The sequence below is a fragment of the Coriobacteriia bacterium genome (genome assembly GCA_034370385.1).
In the GTDB taxonomy this organism is placed as follows: Bacteria; Actinomycetota; Coriobacteriia; order Anaerosomatales; family PHET01; genus JAXMKZ01.
Genome location: JAXMKZ010000029.1, coordinates 64,851 through 86,099 on the forward strand (window position 1 = coordinate 64,851; position 21,249 = coordinate 86,099).

A 21,249-nucleotide genomic window follows, 5' to 3' on the forward strand; every position below is an offset into this window, starting at 1 on the left:
GTGGCCGCTGGCACAACGGGCCCGTGGGATGTCGTCGGCAACGCCGGCGTCGTCTCGGCGCGGTCGATCACCCTCACCGACGTGGCGCTGGCCTCCGGCGTGACGCTGCCGGAGGTCAACATCGCGTACGAGACGATCGGCGAGCTGTCGCCGGGTCGCGATAACGCGATCCTGCTGTGCCACGCGCTGTCCGGCGACGCCCATGTCGCCGGCTGGCGCGAAGCCGATGCCCGTGCGGCGGGATGGCGCAGCGAGGACGGCCCCGAATGGGCGCCGCCTGACTCCGCCACCGGTGACCCCGATGCCGCTTCAGAGGGATCGGTCAGACCCGGCTGGTGGGACCCGATGGTCGGCCCGGGCAAGGCGTTCGACACGGATCGGTACTTCATCGTGTGCGCCAACGTCCTGGGTGGCTGCTCGGGCACGACCGGGCCCGGCAGCACGAACCCCGCGACCGGCGAACCGCATGGCCTCGACTTCCCGGTGGTCACCATCGAGGACATGGTCGACGTGCAGACGCGGCTTCTTGATGAGCTCGGCATCGAGCGACTGCTGGCTGTCGCAGGTGGGTCTATGGGCGGCATGCAGGCGCTCGCTTGGGCGAAGCGCTACCCCGCGCGCGTGGGCGCGTGCGTCGCGATCGCGACTACGTGGCGCCTGGGTGCTCAGGCGATCGCTTTCAACGAAGTGGGCCGTGCGGCCATTCTGGGCGATCCGGCGTTTGCGGCTGGTCGCTACTACGCTACGGGCACGGTGCCGCGCCACGGGCTGGCCGTCGCTCGCATGATCGGGCACATCACCTATCTGTCGGACGAGTCCATGCACGAGAAGTTCGGCCGCCGCCTGCGCGGGCGTGACGGCTTCGCCTTCGAGTTCGTGACCGAGTTCGAGGTGGAGAGCTACCTCGCCTACCAGGGCAAGCGTTTCACCGAGCGCTTCGACGCGAACACCTATCTCTTCATGACCAAGGCCATGGACTACTTCGACTTGTGCGAGGGCGCCTCGTCGCTCGGCGAGGCGCTGGCAGCCAGTCCGGTTCGCTTCCTCGTCCTGTCCTTCTCCAGTGACTGGCTCTTCCCGACGTACCAGGCTCGCGAGGTCGTCGATGCGCTGTCGGCCGCAGGCGCCGAGGTCAGTTTCGCCGAGATCGGCTCACCCTACGGCCACGACGCGTTCCTGCTGGAACCGCAGGCGCAACACGCGTTCGTGGAGCCGTTCCTCGAGCAAGCGCTGGCGCTTGAGCGTGCTCGAGGCACCGCGCCGAGCGGGGGTGAGTCGGCGTGAGCGCGGCTGCATATCTGCGCGCCGACCTGCGCCTCGTGGCCGAGGTAGTGCCCGAGGGCAGTCGCGTGCTGGATCTGGGATGCGGGGACGGCTCCCTGATCGCGCACCTTCGCGACGTGCGCGGGTGCGCGGTGCGCGGTATCGAGCTCGATCACACCGACATCGCCGCGGCATTGGCGCAGGGGTTGTCGGTGGTGGAGGCCGATCTCGATGATGGGCTGTTCGCCTATCCCGATGCGAGCTTCGACGTCGTCATCCTTTCGCAGACCCTGCAGGTTGTTCGCCGCCCCGCGTTCGTCTTGCGCGAGATGCTGCGTGTGGGGCGACGAGGCGTGGTGTCTTTCCCGAACTTCGGCCACTGGAGGGTCCGTGGGTACCTCGCTCTGAAGGGCCGGATGCCGGTCTCCAGTTCGATTCCCTACACCTGGTACGACACGCCGAACATCCACCACACGACTATCCACGACTTCCGCGACTTCGTGGCATCCAATGGTGGCCAGATCGAGCGCGAGATCGCGCTCCTCACCGAGGGGTGGCGCCGTGCGGAGGTGCGCACCGTGAGCGTGTGGCCGAACCTGCTCGCAGACACGGCGGTCGCGGTGGTCCGGCCAGCCTCGCCGCACGCGACCCCGCGCGCTTGAGTGCAAGCACGTCCAGGTGGAATCGACCGATCCCGTGCCGACGACCCTCCGTGTAGGGGTATCCTGTCCCCCATGAGCGACGACTACGCACTTCCCACGGACTTGGTGGGACTCGGATACACGGATCGTGAGCGCGCTCTCTTCGCGCCGCTCATCGAGCAGGGGCTCTTTGCCGCCCGGGTGGCGCGCGTCGACCGCGGGCTGCCGCTCGTCGCCAGTGAGCGCGGGCTCGAGCGCGCTGAGCCGGCGATGCATCTGCTCAAGTCAGCCGATGATGCGTTCAGCAGGGTCGTCGTGGGCGACTGGGTGGCGCTTGCCCGGCCGGATACCCACGACATGCCGATCATCGAGGCGATTCTGCCCCGCCATGGGGCCTTCACGCGCAAAGATCCCGGCGAGCAGACGGGCGAGCAGGTGATCATCGCCAACGTCGACCTCGTCTTCGTCGTGCAGTCACTCTCCGGCAGCGGCATCAACATCTCGCGCCTGGAGCGCGAACTCGTGCTGGTGTGGGAGTCGGGCGCGCGCCCCGTGGTGGTGCTCACGAAATCCGACCTGACGGACATCGCCGATGAGCAGCGGACGATCGCCGAAGAGGTCGCATTCGGGGTCGACGTGGTCGTGGAGAGCGTCGTGACGGGCGAGGGGATCGAGAATGTTCGCGCTCATGTGCCGCTGGGTGTGACTGCGGCGATCCTGGGAAGCTCGGGAGTAGGCAAGTCCACGCTGCTCAACCGGCTGATCGGCGAGGATGTCCTGGCGACGGCCGAGGTTCGCGTGGGCGACGACAAGGGTCGGCACACCACGGTCGCCCGCGAGCTCGTGGCGCTGCCGGGCGGCGGAGTCGTCATTGACACCCCGGGCATGCGGGCGATCGGTCTGTGGGAGGCCACCGACGGCCTTGCTGCGGCGTTCCCTGACATCGAGGCGCTCGCCGAGCGATGCCGCTTTCGCGACTGCGCTCACGAGGCGGAGCCGGGCTGTGCGGTCATCGCGGCCGCGGAGAGCGGCGATCTCGCGCAACGGCGGCTCGACAGCTACCGGCGGCTCACGTCCGAGCTTGAAGCGGTTGCTCGCAAGCAAGACGAGAAGGCGTGGCGCGAAAAAGAGCAGGCCGCCAAGGTGATCAGCAAGGCCGCGAAGCGCTTCAACACCACCGAGCCGAAGAGGCGCGGCAGGTAGACTTCGGATCGGCGATTCTCCGACTTCTTGTGCGATCACCGCTGAACCGTTCGGCGAAACGGGGCGCGCGCACGGAGTAATCGGGCTCTAGGGCGGGTAGAGGCAATCAAGGGCACCGACAAGGGGGGTGACGGTCCATGCGGACCGAAGACGTGACGCCGGCTGGTGTCTTCACGACGCGGACGATCGACGCTCTCGTCGTAGCGGTTGCGGTGGCGACGATCGCCTTGTTCGCCATTCCCGCGTCGGCGGGGGCTGCGGGGACGTGGACCAACCTGGGGGCGTTCTCGGGCTCGGTGAGCTCGGTACAGGCACTCGATTACAACACAGTCATCGTCGGCGGCTCGTATACGCCGGCGAATCCCAGCTCCACCAACTTCCCTTCGGGGCGCGTGTACCGCTCGACCAACGGCGGCACATCCTTCTCGTCAGCAGCGCTTACGACGTGCTTCTCCGTGAGCAACATCGCGTTTGTCGACGCGACACATGGCTGGGCCACGGGCATCGGCTTTGACGCCGAGTCGTACTCCACGGTCGATGGGGGCGTGACGTGGAGATCGATGGGGGCGTTCGCGCGTAGGGCCACCAAGAAGGCGATCGCTTTCGCCGACGCCTCGAACGGTTGGGCCGTCGGCCAGCAGGGCGTGACCGAGCGCACGCGCGACGGAGGCAGGACGTGGGAGATGCAGGTGGAGCCCGTCGCCGGCCCGGAACTAATGGCCGTGGACGCCGTCGACGCGACGCACGTCTGGGCGGTCGGCGGGATTCCCATGAGCGGTGCCGGGTTCATCAGGCACAGCTCGAATGGCGGAGCGACCTGGGTGGTGCAGAAGTCAGGTCTTCCGAGCGCCCTCACGGGGGTCGCGTTTGCCGATCGGACCCACGGAGTGGCCGTGGGCCAGAACGGGACACTGCTTGTGACGAAGAACGGGGGCGCTACGTGGACGCAGGCGTCGCTGCCGCGTGCGAGCGCCCTCGGGAGAGCCTTCGCCGGCCACATCAACGGCGTGGCATGGGCCAACGGCACTCGGGTGTTCGCTGCCGGATACGGGGGCGCACTGTTCGCGAGCCCTGACCGAGGCGTGACGTGGACCGACGAGTCCGACCCCGCCATCACGGCCGACTTCACCTCCATCGGTGCGGCGGGCGGTTCGCGGGTCTGGGTGACCGCTGGCACCCGCCTGTATCGCTTCACCTACACGCCTCCCCCCACGAAGTGGACGAAGCGCGTTTCGGGCACGACGGCCGGCCTGTTCGACGTGGATTTCGTCGATGCGACCCACGGTTGGGCGGTGGGCGGAGGCGGCCTCGTACTCAAGACCACGGATGGCGCGAAGACGTGGAAGCGCGTCGGCGCGGGCGCGACGTCGGCGACTCTGACCGGTGTCGACTTCGTCGACCGCTCCACCGGCTGGGCCGTTGGACGCTTCCCGGTCGCAACACCCCTAGCGCCCACCGTCATCCTGCGCACCGACGACGGGGGTGCCACGTGGAAGCCCCAGGCGCACCCGAACGACGGGACGTTCATACGGCGCGTGCGCATGACTTCGAAGACCGACGGGTGGATCCTGGGTGAGCACTGGCGCGTCGGACAGGCGGTGCCGCCGAAGCCGTACTTCAGCATCCTTCGCACGACGGATGGCGGCTCGACTTGGACCGCGCACAGGGACTCGCCGCCCGACCTGTTGTCCGACGCAGTGTTCCCAACGCCGTCGATCGGGTTCATCGCCGGGTACCGCGGTAGTAACTTCAAGACGGTCGACGGTGGGGCGACCTGGACGCGCCTGTCGGGGGTGACCGGGGTCGGGCGTGGTTTGGGGGTGGCGTTCACGAGCCCGACGAACGGCATCATCGCCGGCGACCGTGTCGTGGACACGACATCGCCGGGTATGATCGCGCACACGGCCGACGGCGGCGCCACGTGGAGTGGCGCGGTGCTGCCAACGACCGCCCAGCTGCGTTCCGCCACGTCGTTCAAGGGCAGCATCTGGGTCGTCGGCGAGAAGGGGACGATCCTGCGCTCGGGCGATGGGGGCTCGTCGTGGGGCGTGCAGTCGTCGGGCACCACGATGACGCTTCACGGGGTCAAGGCGCTCAGCAACGACTTCATCGTGGCGGTAGGCTCGGGCGGCACGATCCTCACCGGCGCGCGCACCGGCGCGACTCTCTCCAAGCCGAAGCTGGGGTTCCCCGCGAAGCGCAACGCCTTCCTGCAGATCACCGGAACCGTCACGCCAGCGGTCGCGGACTCGAACACGAAGGTCGTGGTCTATCGCAAGGTCGGGAGGGCATGGAAGGTCCACAAGACCGTGACGGCCAAGAACTTCGTGAACGCTCCGCGCAGCGGCCCGCGCCGCTCGGTGTACTACGCCAATACGAAGGCGGGTCCGGCCGGCACGTACTCCGCGGTAGCGACGTTCACTCATCCCGACTACAAGACTTCGAGCAGCACGCGGTTCACATTCATCGTGAAGTGAGGCGAAGCGGTGCGGCTGATCCCCCAGGACAAGGTATCTTTACAATATGCGAATATGCGTATATTGTAAAGATCGCCCGACCACCACAGCCAGCCTACATGCCGGAGGCGACGCGACGTGGACCAGAGTTTCTTCTGCATGCACACCGAGCTGTGCAAGACACTCGCCAACGAGAAGCGCCAGATGATCCTGGCCGCCCTTCGCGACTCTGAGATGACCGTCGGTGAGCTCGTCGAGATGACGGGCATCCCCCAGGCGACTCTCTCGCAGCACCTGTCCAAGATGCGCGCCCACGATGTCGTTCGGGTTCGCCGGTCGGGGGCCTACGCCTACTATTCGCTGGCCAATCCCAAGCTGATTCAAGCGTTCGACCTCATCACTGAGGTCATGCAGGAGTCTGCGTTGTCCCGGGCGAGCGCGTCCGAGACTGAGTCCGAGGAGGATGCACGATGACAGACGTCGCCGCCCAGATGAGTCAGGTCGCTGCGGTCGCTGAGGCAGAGCCTGGGCCCAAGAAGATGACGCTTGTGGTGATGAGCGGGGACATGGACAGGCTCTTCGGAGCCTTCATCATCGCAACCGGGGCCGCCGCCATGGGCTTCGACGTGGTCATGTTCTTCACGTTCTGGGGGCTGAAGGCCCTGAAGCGAGCGGATGCCAAGCATGGGAAGTCGTTCTTCGGAAAGATGCTCGGCATGGGCGCGTTCGAGGGCGGCGGTATCGACAAGGCGAACCCGAGCAAGTACAGCTTCGGCGGAATGGGCAGATGGATGTTTGGCAAGATGATGGGCGCTCACAACGTCTCGACCCTGCCGGAGCTGCGCGATCTGGCCGTGATGCTGGGCGTGCGCATGTACGGCTGCCAGATGTCGATGGACGTCATGGAGATTCCGCAGGACACCTTCGTGGAAGGTGTGCAGGAGCCGGTCGGTGTGGGATTCATGCTCGCCGAGGCCGAGACCTCGAAGATTCAGTTCTTCATCTAGGCGACCACCCGGCGCCGGAAGCCTGCGGCGCTGGATCGTTGAGCACGACGGTTCGTGTCCGAGGGACATGAGCCGAGGGCGGCCCCGCATGCCGGCGAGGCCTCAACTGTAAGGGAGCATCACATGAGCGACATCACCCCCGACCTTGAGCTCGACCTGCGCGGGCTGCTGTGCCCGATGCCGATGGTGAAGGTCTCCCAGAACATCAGCAAAGTCGAAGTCGGCGGAGTCATCCGCGCCGTGGCGACTGACGCCGGAGCGATGGCTGACATCCCGGCGTGGGCCAAGTCCACGGGCAACGAGGTGCTTCAGGCCGAGAAGGTCGACAGCGAGTTCGTCTTCCTGGTCAAGCGGGTGAAATAGCCTTGGTTCCCATGGACACCTTCTCGTTCATCGCTTCTGCCCTCGGTGTCTATGTCGGCCTTGGTGTGTTCATAGTCGGCATGTCATGGAGGGCATGGCAGTGGGCGAAGACGCCGAAGAGCCCTGCCCGTTTTGCGCTGTATCCGAAGCCGAAGACCGGCGCCGGGCGGTTTGGTGCGCTCATGCGCGATACGTTTGTGGCGCCCCAGAGCTTCAAGATCGCACCGGGCGTCATGATCGCCGCGATGGCGTTTCACCTCGCCGCACTCGCGGCGTTCGTCGGACACCTGCGGCTCGTGCACGAGTTCACGCCGCTCGTCGCGGTGCTGGGCGAAGAGGGCATGGCCACCTTCGCCGGCATCTCGGGCGGCTTCGCTGGCATCGTGATGCTCATCGCCGTCCTCTACTGGATCGCGCGGCGCACCTTCGGGCCGTACAAGAACCTGTCGACCCCGGAGGACTACTTCCTGCTGTTCTTGCTGCTGGGCATCGTCGTGATGGGCGATCACCTGCGCTTCGTGGGTGCCATCCACGGCCCGACCTACATCGAGTGGTTCCAGTCGGTGTTGGCCTTCCAGCCGGCGTGGCCCGAAGAGATCGCCGGTTCTGGCGAGATGTGGGCGCTCAACTGGCACATGCTCTTCGTCAACGCGTTCCTGATCTACTTCCCGTTCTCGAAGCTCACGCACGCCATCGGGGCCTTCGCGACCAACCTCGTGAGGAGCTCTGAGTAGCCATGGAGCAGCAGACCATCGAAACCATCGTCGGTACACTCGACAAGAAGATGAACCGCACGCTCAAGCAGTACATGGACATCTGCGCGCGATGCGCCGTCTGCAAAGACGCGTGTCATCAGTACACCGCAACGGGCGACATGAAGTACCTGCCCGCGCGGCGTGCGGAGCTGGTTCGCCAGATCTATCGCAAGTACTTCACGAAGTCGGGGCAGTTCGTGCCCGCCCTTTACGAGGCGCGCGACCCGGATGAGAACCTCCTCGACGAACTCGCCGATGCTACGTACGCGTGCACGGGGTGTCGCCGGTGCATGTACTACTGCCCGTTCTCGATCGACACCGGTTGGATACTGGCCACCTCTAAGGCGATTCTCGTCGCCGCGGGTAGGGGCAACGAGATGCTGGGCCAGCTTGCCGACGCCGCGCTCTTCAAGGGCGACAACCTCGAGATGTTTCGCGATTCGCTCGTTGCAGGGTTCAAGGATGTCGAGACCGAAGTGCGCGAGCTGACCGGAAACCCGAACGCTGAGATTCCCGTGGACCGCGTGGGTGCCGATGTGCTCTACGTGGCGCTTGCCGGTGCACACAGCTTCAAGTCCGCCGCGGTCATCTTCAACGAGGCAGGTACCAACTGGACGCTCTCGCTGTTCGAGTCCGCGAACTACGGCTACTTCTACGGTGATGCCGAGAAGGCGCGCCTGATCGCGAAGCGCTACGTCGACGAGGCCGTGCGGCTGGGCGTCAAGGAAGTCGTGATCCCCGAGTGCGGTCACGCCTACCGCGTCGCCGAGATGTTCTACGCCGCGTGGTCCGGCGAGCCGCTACCGTTCAAGGTCCGCCACATCCTCGAGGTCATCGACGAGTACATCAAGGATGGGCGCATCACCGTCCAGCCGGGTGCGATCAAGGAACGGCTGACGTACCACGACCCGTGTCAGATCGGACGCAATGGTGGCATCTTCGAGCAGCCTCGCGACATCGTGAAGGCGATCTCGGCCGATTTCGTCGACCTGACCCCCAGCCGCGGCGAACAGTGGTGCTGCGGGGGCGGCGGCGGAATCGTGGCGATGGAGGAGTACAACGAGATGCGTGTGAAGTCCGGGGACGAGAAGGTGAAGCAACTGCGCGCCAGCGGAGCGTCGGTGCTGGCGTGCCCCTGCGAGAACTGCCGTCTGCAGATCAACGAGCTCAACGCGGTGCACGATCTGGGGCTTGAGATCAAGCAGGTGATGGACCTGGTGGTCGAGGCGATGCCGCTGAAGGGCCGCACGACAGGGGCGGAAGCGTAGCACGCACGGATTCAACGCCGAATGAGTGAAGGGCCCGTCAGCGATGATGGGCCCTTCGTGCGGCCCCTGCGGAATCGGCGCGGCGTTCGCTCTTGAGCAGGGATACCCGAGGCGCTGGGTGGTAGATTCCCCTGTGGACGGAATGCGACCCTTCGGAAGGAACGCCGGTGACGGACGCTTCGAGTGAATCGACACTGATCCGACTCGTCGATGTCGTGAAGACCTACGACACCGGCGGGGTGGCGTTCACGGCGCTCAAGGGCGTGAACCTGGAGGTGGGCCGCGGAGAGTTCGTCGGTCTCATCGGCAAGTCGGGTTCCGGCAAGACCACCCTCATCAATATGATCACCGGGATAGACCACCCGACGTCGGGCAACATCTTCGTCGAGGACACTCCCGTCCACGGTCTGAGCGAGAACGCGCTTGCCGTATGGCGCGGCAGGTCCATCGGCGTCGTCTTCCAGTTCTTCCAGCTGCTGCCCACGCTCACCGTGATCGAGAACATCATGCTGCCGATGGACTTCTGCGGCGTACACCGCGTCGACGACCGCCCGAAAGTGGCGCTTGAACTGCTCGAGCAGGTCGAGATGGCCGACCAGGCGTACAAGTTGCCCTCGGCGCTTTCCGGCGGGCAGCAGCAGCGCGTCGCAGTCGCGCGCGCTCTGGCCAACGATCCGCCGATCATCGCGGCCGACGAGCCCACCGGGAACCTGGACTCCAAGACCGCTGACGCCGTCTTCACGCTGTTCGAGCAGCTCGTGGCACGCGGCAAGACGATCGTCATGGTCACCCACGACAACGACCTGGCCAGCCGCGTCACGCGCGCCCTGCACGTGGCCGACGGTGAGATCGTGGAGGACCGGCGCCGCTGGCTGGAAGAGGAGCTTGCCGAAGAAGCTGCGGCTGCCGCCGGTCGCAGCGCCGGGGCCGACTCCGCGGGCCGGGGCTAGCTCGCATGATCTCCCCGCGCTGGCACAAGGTCGCCCGCGACCTCACAAGTCACAAGATCCGCACCGCACTCGTCGTCTTGTCGATTGCGGTCGGGGTGTTCGCGATAGCGGTCGTGATGGGCGGGCGCGAGATTCTGCTGCGCGAGTTCGACGTCGACTTCGAGGCGAGCATCCCGCCGTCGGCACAGTTCGACACGACCGGGTTCGACGCCAAGCTCCCCGCTAACATCGCCGATCGTGAGGATGTCCGTGATGCCGAGGGGCGGCGCCGCGTGACGGTGCGCTACTCGACCGCCTCAATCGAGGAGACGGCGACCACCGAGGGGTGGGAGACGCTGCGGCTGTGGGCGATTCCTCAGTTCGGGCGCGGCGGGGTGCAGAAGCTCGTTCGCGAGGAGTACGCCGCGTGGCCGCCCCGGCCAGGCGGTGTCATCCTCGAGAAGAGCGCGCTGCAGATCGAAGACATCAGCGTAGGCGACATCATCAATGTCGAGACCTCGGCGGGGAAGCGCGGCAAGCTCAGGGTTGAGGGGTTCGCCCACGACATCAACGTCGTGCCGGCCCAGTTCCAAGACGCATTGACGGGTTTTGTCTCGATGGAGACGTTGGCGGTGCTGGGCGAACCGGATGCGCTCAATCACCTCTCGATCGTCCTCGATCCGACGGTGTCGAGGTCGGCTGCCAGTCGTATCGCCGCCGACATCCGTGACACCGATCTCACCGCAGCGGGCGTCAACACCTTGCGGCTTGAGGTGCCCGAACCGGGAAGCCACTTCCTGGGCGACATCTTCAAGGCCGTTTCGTTGCTCCTGCTTGCACTGGGCATCATGGCGCTTGCGCTCTCGGGCTTTCTCGTCGTCACCACGGTTCAGGCGATCCTCGCGCAGCAGGTGCGCCAAGTCGGCATCATGAAGGCGGTGGGAGGCCGGCACGTCCAGATCGCATGGATGTATCTCGCTCTGGTCGCCGCGTACGGGGTGCTGGCTGTCGCGATAGGGCTTCCGCTGGGGCTGTGGGCCGGCGCTTGGTTCGCCGAGTACGCAGCGGGGATCATGAACTTCCGTCTGGCGAGCGATTCGCCCCCGGCGTGGGTCTTTGGCTTGGTGCTCTTCGTCGGTCTTGTCGTGCCGGTCCTGGCCGCCGCGTTCCCTATTCACAAGGGGACGACGCTCCCTGTGGCGCGCGCGCTCGACCCGGCGGGCAGTGGCACGCGCTTCGGCACCGGGATCATCGACCGCGCGCTCGGGTTGCTCCGGGGGCTTCCTCGCCCGGTCGCGCTCTCGCTGCGCAACACGTTCGTCCGAAAAGGGCGGCTGGCGCTCACCCTGACAACGCTGGTTCTGGCGTCGGCGGTGGTGATGGGCGTCGTGACCGTGCGCGCGTCCATGCTCCAGACCGTCGAGGACATGGGGGCGTGGTGGCGCTACGACGCACAGGTGTTCATGGCGCGCCCTCAGCGGCAGGCGGACCTCGAAAGCGAGGCGGCCAAGGTGACCGACGTGGATGCGGTGGAGACGTGGTTCGACTCTCAGGTCTCGCTCACGCGACCCGACGGCTCCGAGAACCAGGAGACCTACGCGCTGGGTGTTCCGGTCGACACCGAGTTCATCACGCCGGTTCTGGTCGCCGGGCGCTGGCTTGAGCCCGGTGGCGCGGATGAGGTCGTCGTCAATACCGACGTGCTGAAAGACGAACCCTACCTGAGCGTGGGCGACATCATGTACGTGACGGTTCGTGGAGCCGAACGGCGCTGGCGAATCGTCGGGGTGGTCACGGGGCAGCTTATGGGTTCGGTGATGTTCATCGACCGTGAGGTCCTCCAGGAAGCGACCGGAGCGGAAGGCTTCGTCACGCGGCTGCTGGTGCAGACGCCTGCCTCAGACCCCGACTCGCAGGTGCGCACCTCACGGGAGCTCGAACGGCGCCTTGACGAAGCCGGACTGACGATATCGGGCTCTCAGACGCAGGAGGCGCAGAAACAGACGATCGCCAATCAGTTGGGCATCCTCGTCACGTTCCTCGTCATCATGGCGGTCATCCTCGCGGCCGTCGGGGTCATCGGGCTCACGGGCACGATGACGATCAACGTGCTCGAGTCGACGCGCGAGATCGGGGTCATGCGCTCGATCGGTGCGAGCCACGCCTCGATCTTCGGCATCTACATCACCGAGGGGGTCGTCGTCGGGCTGATGGCGTGGGGCTTGGGTGCCCTATTGTCGTGGCCGCTGTCGGTGTGGCTCGTTGATGCGCTGGGTACGGCCATGGGGCTGCCGCTCTCGTACGCGTACTCGTGGTGGGGCGTCGGGATGTGGCTGGTGCTGGTCGTGTTGATCGCCGCCGTGGCGAGTCTGCTGCCTGCCTGGCGCGCAAGCATGGTCTCGATTCGCGACGCGATCGCTTACGAGTAGGGCGCTGACATGTCGGCTTCGGCACGTACACTGAAGAGGATGCGCGGCCATTGCGCCGCGGCCGCAATCACCACCGAGGGAGAGCGCATGTCCTACCCGCTACTGATGAGACTGCCGGGCACGAGCGGGATGCCGCGCCTGGCCCTGTGCGATCTTCCCACGCCGCTCGAGCCGCTCGAGCTCGACACGCGTGCCCGCATGCTTCGCGTGAAGCGCGACGACGCTTCCGCACGCGCATACGGCGGCAACAAGGCGCGCAAGCTGGAGTTGCTCCTGGGTGAGGCGCTCGCGCAGAAGCGGCGCGCCGTGATCACCTTCGGTGCTTACGGCTCCAATCATGCGCTGGCGACGGCGGTGCACGCGTCCGCGGCCGGGATCGAGCCGCACGTCGTGCTGTCGCCGCAGGCGCCGGGGCCATTCGCCGCCCGCACGCTGCGGGCCCACGCCGGCCTCGGTACCCACATCCATGCCATCGAGGGGTGGGACGGCTCCCGCGAGGCCGTGCGCGTCCGCCGGGAACTCGCCGAGCGCGATGGCGTCGAGCCGTACGTGATCCCGATGGGCGGCACGAACGCGCTCGGAGCCATCGCGTACGTGAACGCAGCACTTGAGCTGGCCGCGCAGGCGCAGGCAACGGGCGAAGGGCTACCCGACCGCGTGTACCTCGCAGGCGGAACCATCGGCACCGCCATCGGGCTGGCCATCGGATTCTCCCTGCTCGAGGCGCCCACGCGCGTCGAGGCGGTGCGCGTCACGCCGGGCGAGGTCTGCAACCTCGAGAGTGCCCGGACGCTCACCATCGCGACGGTCGACAGGCTGCGGTCCTTGGATTCGGGCATGCCGGACGTCGCGTTCGAGGATCTGCGATTCGCCTTGCGGGAGGAGTTCTTCGAGCCCGGGTACGGCGTGCCGACCACACAGAGCGTCGAGGCGGTGCGGGTTGCGACTGAGGCCGGCATCCCCGCCGAGACCACCTACACGGGCAAGGCGCTCGCGGCGCTTCTCGCCGACTCGGTGTCAGGTGCGCTCGATGACGCCGACGTCTTGTTCTGGGACACCTACAACTCAAGCCCCCTGCCGCCTGCGGGGCGCGATGAGGACCTGCCCGGCGTGCTGCAGGAGTACGTCGTCGAGTGCGACCGTCTGTTCGCAAGCGAGAAGGGGCCCACCACATGAGCTGGCGAGGATTCGGCAGTGACAACCACTCGGGAGCCCACCCCGAGGTGCTCGCCGCCATGGTGGCGGCCAACGAGGGCCACGCTCACGCGTACGGAGACGATCCGGTGACTGCACGGGCGATTGCTGTTCTGAAGCGCCACCTCGGCGACGAGTGCGATGTCGCCTTCACGTTCAACGGCACCGGAGCAAACTGTGTGTGCCTCGCGACGGTGTGTCGGCCGTGGCACTCGGTCATCTGTGCCCAGTCAGCCCACATCAACTGCGATGAGGCAGCGGCGCCCGAGCGGCTGGCTGGTGTGAAGCTGATCCCCGTCGCCACGCCCGACGGCAAGCTGACACCGCACCTGGTGGAGCCCCACCTGTCCACTCTGGGTTTCGAGCACGCCGCCCAGCCGCGCGTCATCAGCGTGAGCAACGTGAGCGAGTTCGGTACCGTGTACTCGCCCGACGAGCTGTCAGCGCTCGCCGACCTGGCGCACGCACACGGGCTGCTTCTGCACGTCGATGGCGCGCGGCTGGCCAACGCGGCAGCAGCCCTGGGTTGCGGGCTTGCCGACATCACGTCCAAGGCAGGTGTGGATCTGCTCTCGCTCGGAGGCACGAAGAACGGGCTCGTCTTCGGCGAGGCGGTGGTGGTCTTCGGAGACGCTCGGACGCGCGACGTGGTCTTCACGCGCAAACAGCTCTCTCAGCTTGCGAGCAAGATGCGCTTCGCCGCCGCGCAGTTCGAGGCGCTCTTCTCCGGGGATCTGTGGCTCGTGTCAGCGCGCCACGCCAACTCGATGGCCACACGACTGGCCGAGGGCGCGCGCCGCGCGGGAGTCGAGCTCAGCCAGCAACCGCAGGCCAACGAGGTGTTCGCGCTCCTAGAACATGGTCGTGCGCTGACGCTGGCGGAGCGCTTCCACTTCTACACGTGGCGCGAGAACGCGAGGCCCGGGGTCGACGAGGTCCGCTGGGTCACGTCGTGGGACACAGCTGCCGAAGACGTCGATGCGCTTGTCGGAGCACTCGGCTGAGGGCGAGCGCGTGTGAGCCGCTCAGTCTTCGAGTCCACCCGACTCGAAGACGACGATCGTCGCGTCGATGACGGTCGGGTCGAAACTGGTTCCGGACAGGGCCTCGACGTCCATGATGGCCTGCGGCGCGGTCAGCCCCTGCCCGTAGGGCGTGGGTGCCATAGCGCGATCGAGTGCGTCAGCCACCGCGAGCACCCGGGAGCCAAGCGGAATCGCTTCGCCCGTCTGCCCGTGCGCGCCCTCACCGTCGAAACGCTCGTTGTAGCTCTCGATCAGCGGTACGACATCCCGCAGCAGGCCACCGGACGCCTGGAAGCGCTTGGCCATGAGGAGCCCCGGACCTTCGTGGGAGCCGGAATCCGTCTGGGCTGCTTTGCGCAGGACGTCGATGCTGACGTCGGCCTTCTGGATGTCATGCAGCAACCCCGCTACCCGGATGTTCTCGATCTGGTCCACCGGCAGGTTCATCGCCACGCCGATGCGTGCGGCAAGCCGGGCGACGCGCACCGAGTGGTTGTCGGCGTAGTGGTCGACCGCGTCGATGAGCTCGGACAGGATGTCGACGAGCCCCTCGTACGCCTGTCGTAGGTCGGATGCGGCGGTTGCCTTTGCCTCATACAGCGTGCCCACGACGTAGGCCGTCACGATAAGGAAGGCGCCCCACAGGAAGAGGGCGACCCCCGGCGTCTGGTCTGGATCGGGGATGAACACCGTCGGGTTGATGACGGCGTAGATGCCGACCATGAGGACGGCCAGTGTCGCGACCATCACTCCCTGGCGGCGGCCAAGGAAGTACGACGCGACCAGCACGGGAATCTGGAAGAACGCGAGGAATGCGAGTTTGTGCTCGGCAACCAGGATCGCGAAGACCGTGGCTCCTACGAGGACGAGCAGGAGCAGAAGCTCGAGTTCCGGACGCCGGTTACCATCGCTGTCGCGCACGGATTGAGCCTTCCCTGGCAGGGATACGGACGCGCATCATTCTACGGCAATCGCGCCGCGCAGTGCAGGGGTTGCCCGCCTGTGCGGGCAACCCCTACGTGCTGTGCACCATAAGCGCGGCGAACGCCGGCCATCTGCGAAGGGCTGAAGTACTTCTTCCGGCACACCGATCGGCGCATGAGGATGATGTCGGCGCTCCTGGAGCAAGGCCGGGAGGCCGGTGTGATCATGACGCTTCTGGCTGAGGAGGCCGCACGCACCGGGCGCAACGATCCGTGCCCGTGCGGGAGCGGCCAGAAGTTCAAGGCGTGCTGCCAAGACCGGTGAGAGCGGTGGCCCGGGTCGGCCGAGGCCTACCTGGCCCGCGCCACCACCTTGCTGACGGTGCCCGAGGCGTAGTCACAGACGTAGAGCTCGCCCGCCTCGTCCTCGCCGAACGAAGAGGGCTGCCCGGCGTCGTCCACGAGGCGAACGGGCGTGCGCGGCCCGGCGTCCGACCCCTCAGGCATCGCAGCGAGCGCGCCGATCCAGCCCGCCTCGAAGTCGGCGAACACGTAGGCGCCCGTCAGCCCCGGGGACTCGGAGCCCCGGTACACGTAGCCGCCGGTGATCGAGCGGCCTTCGTCATGGCCGTACTCAGCAACCGGGAACACGAATCCCTTGCGCGAAGGGTTCGAGCCCTCGGGGTAGGGATGTGAACCCTCCCACAGGTTCCAGCCGAGATTCGCGCCGTCGATGGAGCCCGCCTGCAGCAGGTGCACTTCCTCCCAGGCGTTCTGGCCCACGTCCGCGATCCACAGATCGCCGGTCGACCGGTCGAAGCTGAAGCGCCACGGGTTGCGAACGCCGGTGATGGCGATGCGTGGCTTGGACCCCGGCTTCGAAACGTCGAGCGTCAGCATCTTGCCCAGCAGACTCTTGGGGTTCTGCGCACGGTCCTCGGGATCGCCGCCGCTGCCGCCATCGCCCATCCCGATCCACAGCAGGCCGTCCTCGTCGAAAGCTATACAGCCGCCGTTGTGGTTGGAGTACGGCTGCTCGATCCGAAGGAGCGTGGCGGGCGTCGCCAGCTTGGGGGTGAGCGCTGCCGGGTCCATGGCCCGGTAGCTGGCCACGACCGTCGCGCCGTCGCGGTCGGTGTAGTTCACGTAGAAGTCGCCCGAACTCGCGTAGTCCGGCGAGAACGCCAGACCCAGCAGTCCGCGCTCGCCCCCATCGGAGATGAGCTCGCTCACGTCGAGGAAGGGGGCGATTCCGGCCCCTTTCGGTGCGATCACGCGAATGGAGCCGCTCTGTTCGACCACGTAGAGACGGCCGGATCCGTCGCCGGCGTGGGTCACGAAGACGGGCCGATCGAAACCCTCGGCCACCGGCTGCAAAGAGACCTCGACGTCAGTGAGCGAGACCGGCGCACTCGTCGGGACGCTTGCTGGGGGAGGCGTCGGTGACGGCGGTTGGAGCACCCGAGGTTCGGCTCGACTGCAACCCGCAAGCGCCACCGATGCGCAGACGAGCAGTGGCACCACGATGCGTCTGATGTCCATCAGGCTCCCTTCTCGATGGCGGCGAAGACGTCGCCCGGTGGCTGCTGTCGGTCAAGGACCGCGTCGAACGCCCGCGGTCAGACGCCTGACTCCCGTCGGTCGCACGCAGCTCTACAGGTACTGCCACACGTCGTCGACGCCCGCATCAGCGGCGGGTACGCACTCGTCGATGGTTCGCAGCGGCTGACCTGTCTGCACGTCGATCACACGCAGATCGAGCACTTCGGGCGTCTCGTTCCATCGTCCGCTCGCGTCGGCGAGCACCTTCACGCGTGGGTGCAGCAGGTCATCGTTGTTGACCCGGTAGACGACGGCCGTCGAGGCGTCGTCAAGGATGACCACCGCTCCCATCGGATAGATGCCGAGCATCGCCACGAGGGACTTGGTGACGCCCGGGTCGTAGGCTTTGCCGCGGCCCTGCATGAGCACGGCGAGTGCCTTGTCGGGCCGAATCTCGCGCCGGAAGGGGCGCATCGTGGTCATCGCGTCGTAGGCATCACAGACGGCGACGATCTTTGAGAACAGGTGTTGTTCGCCACCGGATGCCACTTCGGGGTACCCCATGAGGTCGTGACGCTGATGGTGCTCGAAGGCGACGATCATCGCCAGCTTGTCGGCAAGTTGGATGCTCTTGAGCAGGTCGGCACCCTCTTCAGAGTGCCGCTTCACGATCTGCCACTCCTGCGCCGTGAGCGGTCCGGCCTTGAGCAGCACTTCGCCCGGGATGCGTACCTTGCCGATGTCGTAGAGCAAGGCTGCGAGGCCAAGACTGCGCAGGTCTTCCGCGGACAGCCCCAAAGCCGATCCCAGCGAGAGCGAGAGTATGCACACGTTGATCGAGTGGTTGAGCGTGTAGTCGTCATGGCCCTTGATGGCCGTCAGGCCCAGCACGGCGGCCGGATCCCTCAGCAGGTTGTCGAGCAACCCGCCTACGACCTGCTGCAATCCGCCGATCTCGACCACCCGTCCGAGCTTGGCCTGCGCCTCGATCTCGCGCATCGCGTTGAGCCCCGAGTCGTAGCTCTCGCGAGCCCGGGCGCGGACCTCGCGGTTATGCTCCTCGTCACCACTCTCATCGAGGGTGCTCGTCTCGGCGACCGTAACGGCGGTCACTCCGCGGGCCTCGAGGTACGAGCGGGCGGCCTCGATCTCGGTCACCCGCACCTCCCCGAGCAGGTCCAACACCGCCGCAGCCTCGCTTGGCTTGATAGCAGGCAAGAAGGTGGCCGCTGAGATTCCTCGGGCCAAGAACTCGTCAATCAGCTTGCGGTAGGTGACGCTCTCCTCCGGGAACACCTGATTCTCGACGAAGAGGGTGTTCTTGTAGATGTTCAGTGTGAGGTGCTCGAATCCGTGACGGGAAAGTGCCTGCAGGGCCGCGACGAACTCCTCAAGTGACGCCGCGACCGAGGGATGCGTGGTCGGGTAGAGCGCCGCGTTGGTATGTGCCACAGCGAGGGTGCGGACAAGGTCACGGGCGAGCGAGAGCTTCTCGGGCGTGGCGAAGGGCGCCTGGACCGCGACCATCCGCGGCTCTTCGATGGCCTCTTGCGCGATTGCCTCCGGACTGGCGAGAGGACCTTCGTTCTCTGGGCGGTACGGTGCGTCAGTCACTGCTGGCTCACTCCTCGGCTCCTTGAGAGTTCATCGGCCACCCGCACGGCGCGCACACGAAGCTCTCTGCTCTTTCTGCCCAATCCAAGCGTTCGTTGTGCGAAACGGCGCAGGGCCTTCTCGGCTTCCGGAGTCCCTATCTCCTCGAGTGCCGCGATGATCTCCTTGCGCGTCTCGTACGTCCGCTGGAACACGTTGATATCCTCAAGCGCTCGGGAGAGCGCCGGTACGGCCCCCTCGATGTGGGCGCGTGCCACCTCGCGCACCACCTGGCGTTGCGTCTCCGGCTCACGATGGTTGATCGCCCGGATGAGGGCTGCCTCGGCCTCGGGCACGGGCATGCTGGCAAGCGCGGACGCCGATGCGAAGCGGACCTGCTCGTCCAGGCTGGTGAGACCGGCCGCCACAACAGGCACGGCCCGGCGGTCGCCAAGCTGGGGAAGCGTTCGGATGATGGCGACGGCCATCGCCGGGTCGGCGGTGCGCAAGCGCTGGCGTGCCACGCCGAGCACGCCCTCGCTCATGCTGCGCATCACCGGTCGCAGCAATGAGCGCTTGGGTTCTGAAAGCCTCACGTACACATCGAGAAGCGCTTCAGCACCCGGTGGTCCTGCCGCCTGGAGGATCTCGCCGGCGATGGCCGCATCGGCGTCGGTCACCGGGGCACGGCAGACCTCCGTCAGTACCTTCGGGTCGGCGAGGGTCGCGCGTGCCACCGTCACCTCATCGGCCAGAGACGGTTCGGTCGCGATCTCATCAAGCCGGCGCAGTGTCTCGCGGACCGTGGAGAACGCCCCGTCCCGCGCAGCGCGCGGCAGCACCTCGCCGATTGCGCGTATCGTTCCCGGATCGGCGTGCGAGCGAGAGACGGCCGTCGCCGTCGCCAGTGCCCGACCGGAGGCGAGCGCCGGCGAGGCGATGGCCACTTGACGGGCGACCTCGGCCTGGTCCTCGGTGTCGTCGCGGTCCATCTCGTCGGCCAGCGACTGAGCCTGCTCCTGTGCCGGAACTCCGAAGTCAGGGTCGAGATTCGGTCGAGGCTCGAGCATCATCATGAGCATCTTCGTAGCCTCCGGCGGGAGGGTGAGTGCAGTCGCGATGCGCCGAGGGTCGGTATCCGCTTGCGATGCGACCAGGGTGAGCAGGCGGGCGAGGGAGGCCGGTTTCATGCGCGCCACGGCGGCCAGCATCCCCTCCATGCGCTCCCCGGACGTGTCGGCTTTGAGCGACAGCCCGAGCACGCGCATCCGAGTCTGCTCGTCCAGCCGCATCATCGCCGCGGCCACGCGCTCCAGGGCGATCTCGCGCATGGCGTCCTCAAGTCGATCGACCGCCTCAGCGAGCTCGTCGCTCGCGGCGCCCTGGGCGGCCATCTGCGCGCGCCGCTCGGCAGCGTCGGCGATGCCGGCAGCGATCTCGTCGAGCGGGGCGCTGGTGAGATCGAGCCCGAGCAGCCCGCCGTCTTCGGAGGCCCTGAGGGAGACCTCGATGATCGCGATGTGCGCGACGCCCGAAGCGCCGAGCTGCGCCCGCAATCCGCCTGCGGATCGCACGCGCGTCGCGTCGCGGTTGGTGAGGTCCACGAAGACCAGAACCTCATCGAGCGTGACCCCCGGGGCCATCACGAGCTGTCCCGCTTGGAGCGCGTAGAGCGACTCAGCCAGAGCCATGACCTGACTTTGTCCCGCCGCGATGGGAGTCTCGCCGACGCGAAAGCCGTCGGGATCGAGGTGGTAGCGAAGGGGTCCGGCTGCGGTGAGCGTGCGGGCGCGTTCGACGAGGTTCTCGGCCGCCTCGCGGGGAATCGCGGATGCAGGGGGGTAGAGACGAGCGGCCGCGACGGCGTTGGCCAGCAGGCGCAGTGCCTCTTCTGCACGCGGGAAGCCTTCGGCGTCCATGTGCCCGCAACCCTCCTCTCGCTTGCCGTGCGCCTTCATCGTATATCGGCTCAACGGACCATCTTGTGAAAGCGAATGTGCGGTCCATCACACTCAGCCTTGTCGACTCGGTGAGCCCGAGGGGAATCATCACGGTACAGTGTGTACTACAACGTACCCGTGCGGCGTCAGGATGAGTGGTGTCGCTTAGAACCGAAGCATACTATCGCGGCATCGCGACTGAGACTCTCGACCGGATCGGTGCGACCGAGCCTCCGATCGCGCTCGATGATATCGTCGCGTCCCTCGGCATTCCCGTTCGCCCGGTCAATCTACCGCTGTTCTTCACCGCAGCCACCGTCTACGAAGACGGACTCCCTGTCATGGTGATCAACTGGGCGCAACCCGAACAGGTCCGCCGGGGGGCTCTGGCACACATGCTGGGCCACGTTCTCCTCGTGCTTCACGGTGATGGCAACTCGTACCCTCGCGACCAGGACGATCATCGAGAGGCAGACCTCGTCGCTCGCGAACTGCTGCTGCCCACTCAGATGGTGATCGATCAGGGTCGACTGTGGTTCAACGACTACCGCTACCTCGCCCGGCTCTTCGGAGTCAGCGAGAGCGAGATGCTGTCCCGGATGCAAGACATGGGTCTTGTGAGGGCTTCGCAGGGAGTGGCTTGGGACTTCTGAGCCTCGGCAGCGGCGCCGAGCGGTATCATCACATCGTGTGGTCGATGTCGGCTCACACGCACGCG

At 66.5% G+C, this 21,249-nt stretch carries 19 protein-coding genes; 15 read left to right on the forward strand and 4 right to left on the reverse strand.

What is annotated here, in order from left to right; all coding sequences use genetic code 11:
- The 13 genes from U1E26_06440 to U1E26_06500 all read left to right on the forward strand — a co-directional run bounded on the left by U1E26_06440 (window position 1) and on the right by U1E26_06500 (window position 14,512).
- Entirely contained in the window at window positions 1–1,284 is a 1,284-nt protein-coding gene (locus tag U1E26_06440; protein MDZ4169277.1) for a homoserine O-acetyltransferase, read from the forward strand.
- Entirely contained in the window at window positions 1,281–1,925 is a 645-nt protein-coding gene (metW, locus tag U1E26_06445) for a methionine biosynthesis protein MetW (GenBank protein ID MDZ4169278.1), read from the forward strand. Before U1E26_06440 ends, metW begins: the two co-directional genes overlap by 4 nt.
- Window positions 1,926–1,997: 72 nt before the next feature.
- Window positions 1,998–3,107 carry a ribosome small subunit-dependent GTPase A gene (gene rsgA, locus U1E26_06450; protein ID MDZ4169279.1) on the forward strand — a complete coding sequence of 370 codons (1,110 nt, stop codon included), beginning with the start codon at window positions 1,998–2,000 and terminating at the stop codon, window positions 3,105–3,107.
- A gap of 137 nt (window positions 3,108–3,244) precedes the next feature.
- A complete protein-coding gene (locus U1E26_06455) occupies window positions 3,245–5,584 on the forward strand; it encodes a YCF48-related protein (protein MDZ4169280.1) in 2,340 nt (779 codons plus the stop codon).
- 117 nt (window positions 5,585–5,701) lie between these two features.
- On the forward strand, window positions 5,702–6,037 hold the full coding sequence (locus U1E26_06460) for a metalloregulator ArsR/SmtB family transcription factor (GenBank protein MDZ4169281.1): 336 nt from the start codon (window positions 5,702–5,704) through the stop codon (window positions 6,035–6,037).
- The gene (locus tag U1E26_06465) at window positions 6,034–6,570 is read left to right on the forward strand and encodes a DsrE/DsrF/DrsH-like family protein (GenBank protein ID MDZ4169282.1); all 537 of its coding nucleotides are present in this window, start codon (window positions 6,034–6,036) and stop codon (window positions 6,568–6,570) included. The genes U1E26_06460 and U1E26_06465 overlap by 4 nt, the downstream gene beginning before the upstream one ends.
- A 123-nt stretch (window positions 6,571–6,693) precedes the next feature.
- Window positions 6,694–6,933, forward strand: coding sequence for a sulfurtransferase TusA family protein (locus tag U1E26_06470; GenBank protein MDZ4169283.1), 240 nt, complete (start codon window positions 6,694–6,696; stop codon window positions 6,931–6,933).
- Between the two features lie 11 nt (window positions 6,934–6,944).
- Window positions 6,945–7,667 (forward strand): respiratory nitrate reductase subunit gamma, encoded by a 723-nt coding sequence (locus U1E26_06475; protein MDZ4169284.1) that lies wholly within the window; start codon window positions 6,945–6,947, stop codon window positions 7,665–7,667.
- Window positions 7,668–7,669: 2 nt separating this feature from the next.
- The gene (locus U1E26_06480) at window positions 7,670–8,956 is read left to right on the forward strand and encodes a (Fe-S)-binding protein (protein ID MDZ4169285.1); all 1,287 of its coding nucleotides are present in this window, start codon (window positions 7,670–7,672) and stop codon (window positions 8,954–8,956) included.
- Window positions 8,957–9,123: 167 nt separating this feature from the next.
- Window positions 9,124–9,906, forward strand: coding sequence for an ABC transporter ATP-binding protein (locus tag U1E26_06485; protein ID MDZ4169286.1), 783 nt, complete (start codon window positions 9,124–9,126; stop codon window positions 9,904–9,906).
- 5 nt (window positions 9,907–9,911) lie between these two features.
- A complete protein-coding gene (locus U1E26_06490; GenBank protein ID MDZ4169287.1) occupies window positions 9,912–12,314 on the forward strand; it encodes an FtsX-like permease family protein in 2,403 nt (800 codons plus the stop codon).
- A gap of 87 nt (window positions 12,315–12,401) precedes the next feature.
- Window positions 12,402–13,490, forward strand: coding sequence for a pyridoxal-phosphate dependent enzyme (locus U1E26_06495; GenBank protein MDZ4169288.1), 1,089 nt, complete (start codon window positions 12,402–12,404; stop codon window positions 13,488–13,490).
- A complete protein-coding gene (locus U1E26_06500; protein MDZ4169289.1) occupies window positions 13,487–14,512 on the forward strand; it encodes a beta-eliminating lyase-related protein in 1,026 nt (341 codons plus the stop codon). The genes U1E26_06495 and U1E26_06500 overlap by 4 nt, the downstream gene beginning before the upstream one ends.
- Before the next feature lie 21 nt (window positions 14,513–14,533).
- Here the strand turns inward: U1E26_06500 and U1E26_06505 are convergent, their stop codons facing one another.
- The gene (locus U1E26_06505; protein MDZ4169290.1) at window positions 14,534–15,454 is read right to left on the reverse strand and encodes an HD domain-containing protein; all 921 of its coding nucleotides are present in this window, start codon (window positions 15,452–15,454) and stop codon (window positions 14,534–14,536) included.
- A 177-nt stretch (window positions 15,455–15,631) separates the two neighbouring features.
- Between U1E26_06505 and U1E26_06510 the strand changes: the two genes are divergently transcribed.
- A complete protein-coding gene (locus U1E26_06510; protein MDZ4169291.1) occupies window positions 15,632–15,781 on the forward strand; it encodes an SEC-C metal-binding domain-containing protein in 150 nt (49 codons plus the stop codon).
- Between the two features lie 26 nt (window positions 15,782–15,807).
- On the opposite strand, the gene U1E26_06515 is transcribed toward U1E26_06510, so the two are convergent.
- From U1E26_06515 to U1E26_06525, 3 genes are all read right to left on the reverse strand, one after another.
- Entirely contained in the window at window positions 15,808–16,998 is a 1,191-nt protein-coding gene (locus tag U1E26_06515; protein MDZ4169292.1) for a PQQ-dependent sugar dehydrogenase, read from the reverse strand.
- A 111-nt stretch (window positions 16,999–17,109) separates the two neighbouring features.
- The gene (locus tag U1E26_06520) at window positions 17,110–18,612 is read right to left on the reverse strand and encodes an HD-GYP domain-containing protein (GenBank protein ID MDZ4169293.1); all 1,503 of its coding nucleotides are present in this window, start codon (window positions 18,610–18,612) and stop codon (window positions 17,110–17,112) included.
- Window positions 18,609–20,510 carry a HEAT repeat domain-containing protein gene (locus U1E26_06525; protein MDZ4169294.1) on the reverse strand — a complete coding sequence of 634 codons (1,902 nt, stop codon included), beginning with the start codon at window positions 20,508–20,510 and terminating at the stop codon, window positions 18,609–18,611. Before U1E26_06525 ends, U1E26_06520 begins: the two co-directional genes overlap by 4 nt.
- Window positions 20,511–20,689: 179 nt before the next feature.
- On the opposite strand from U1E26_06525, the gene U1E26_06530 reads away from it, so the two are divergent.
- The gene (locus U1E26_06530) at window positions 20,690–21,184 is read left to right on the forward strand and encodes an ImmA/IrrE family metallo-endopeptidase (protein MDZ4169295.1); all 495 of its coding nucleotides are present in this window, start codon (window positions 20,690–20,692) and stop codon (window positions 21,182–21,184) included.
- The last annotated feature ends 65 nt before the right edge of the window (window positions 21,185–21,249 follow it).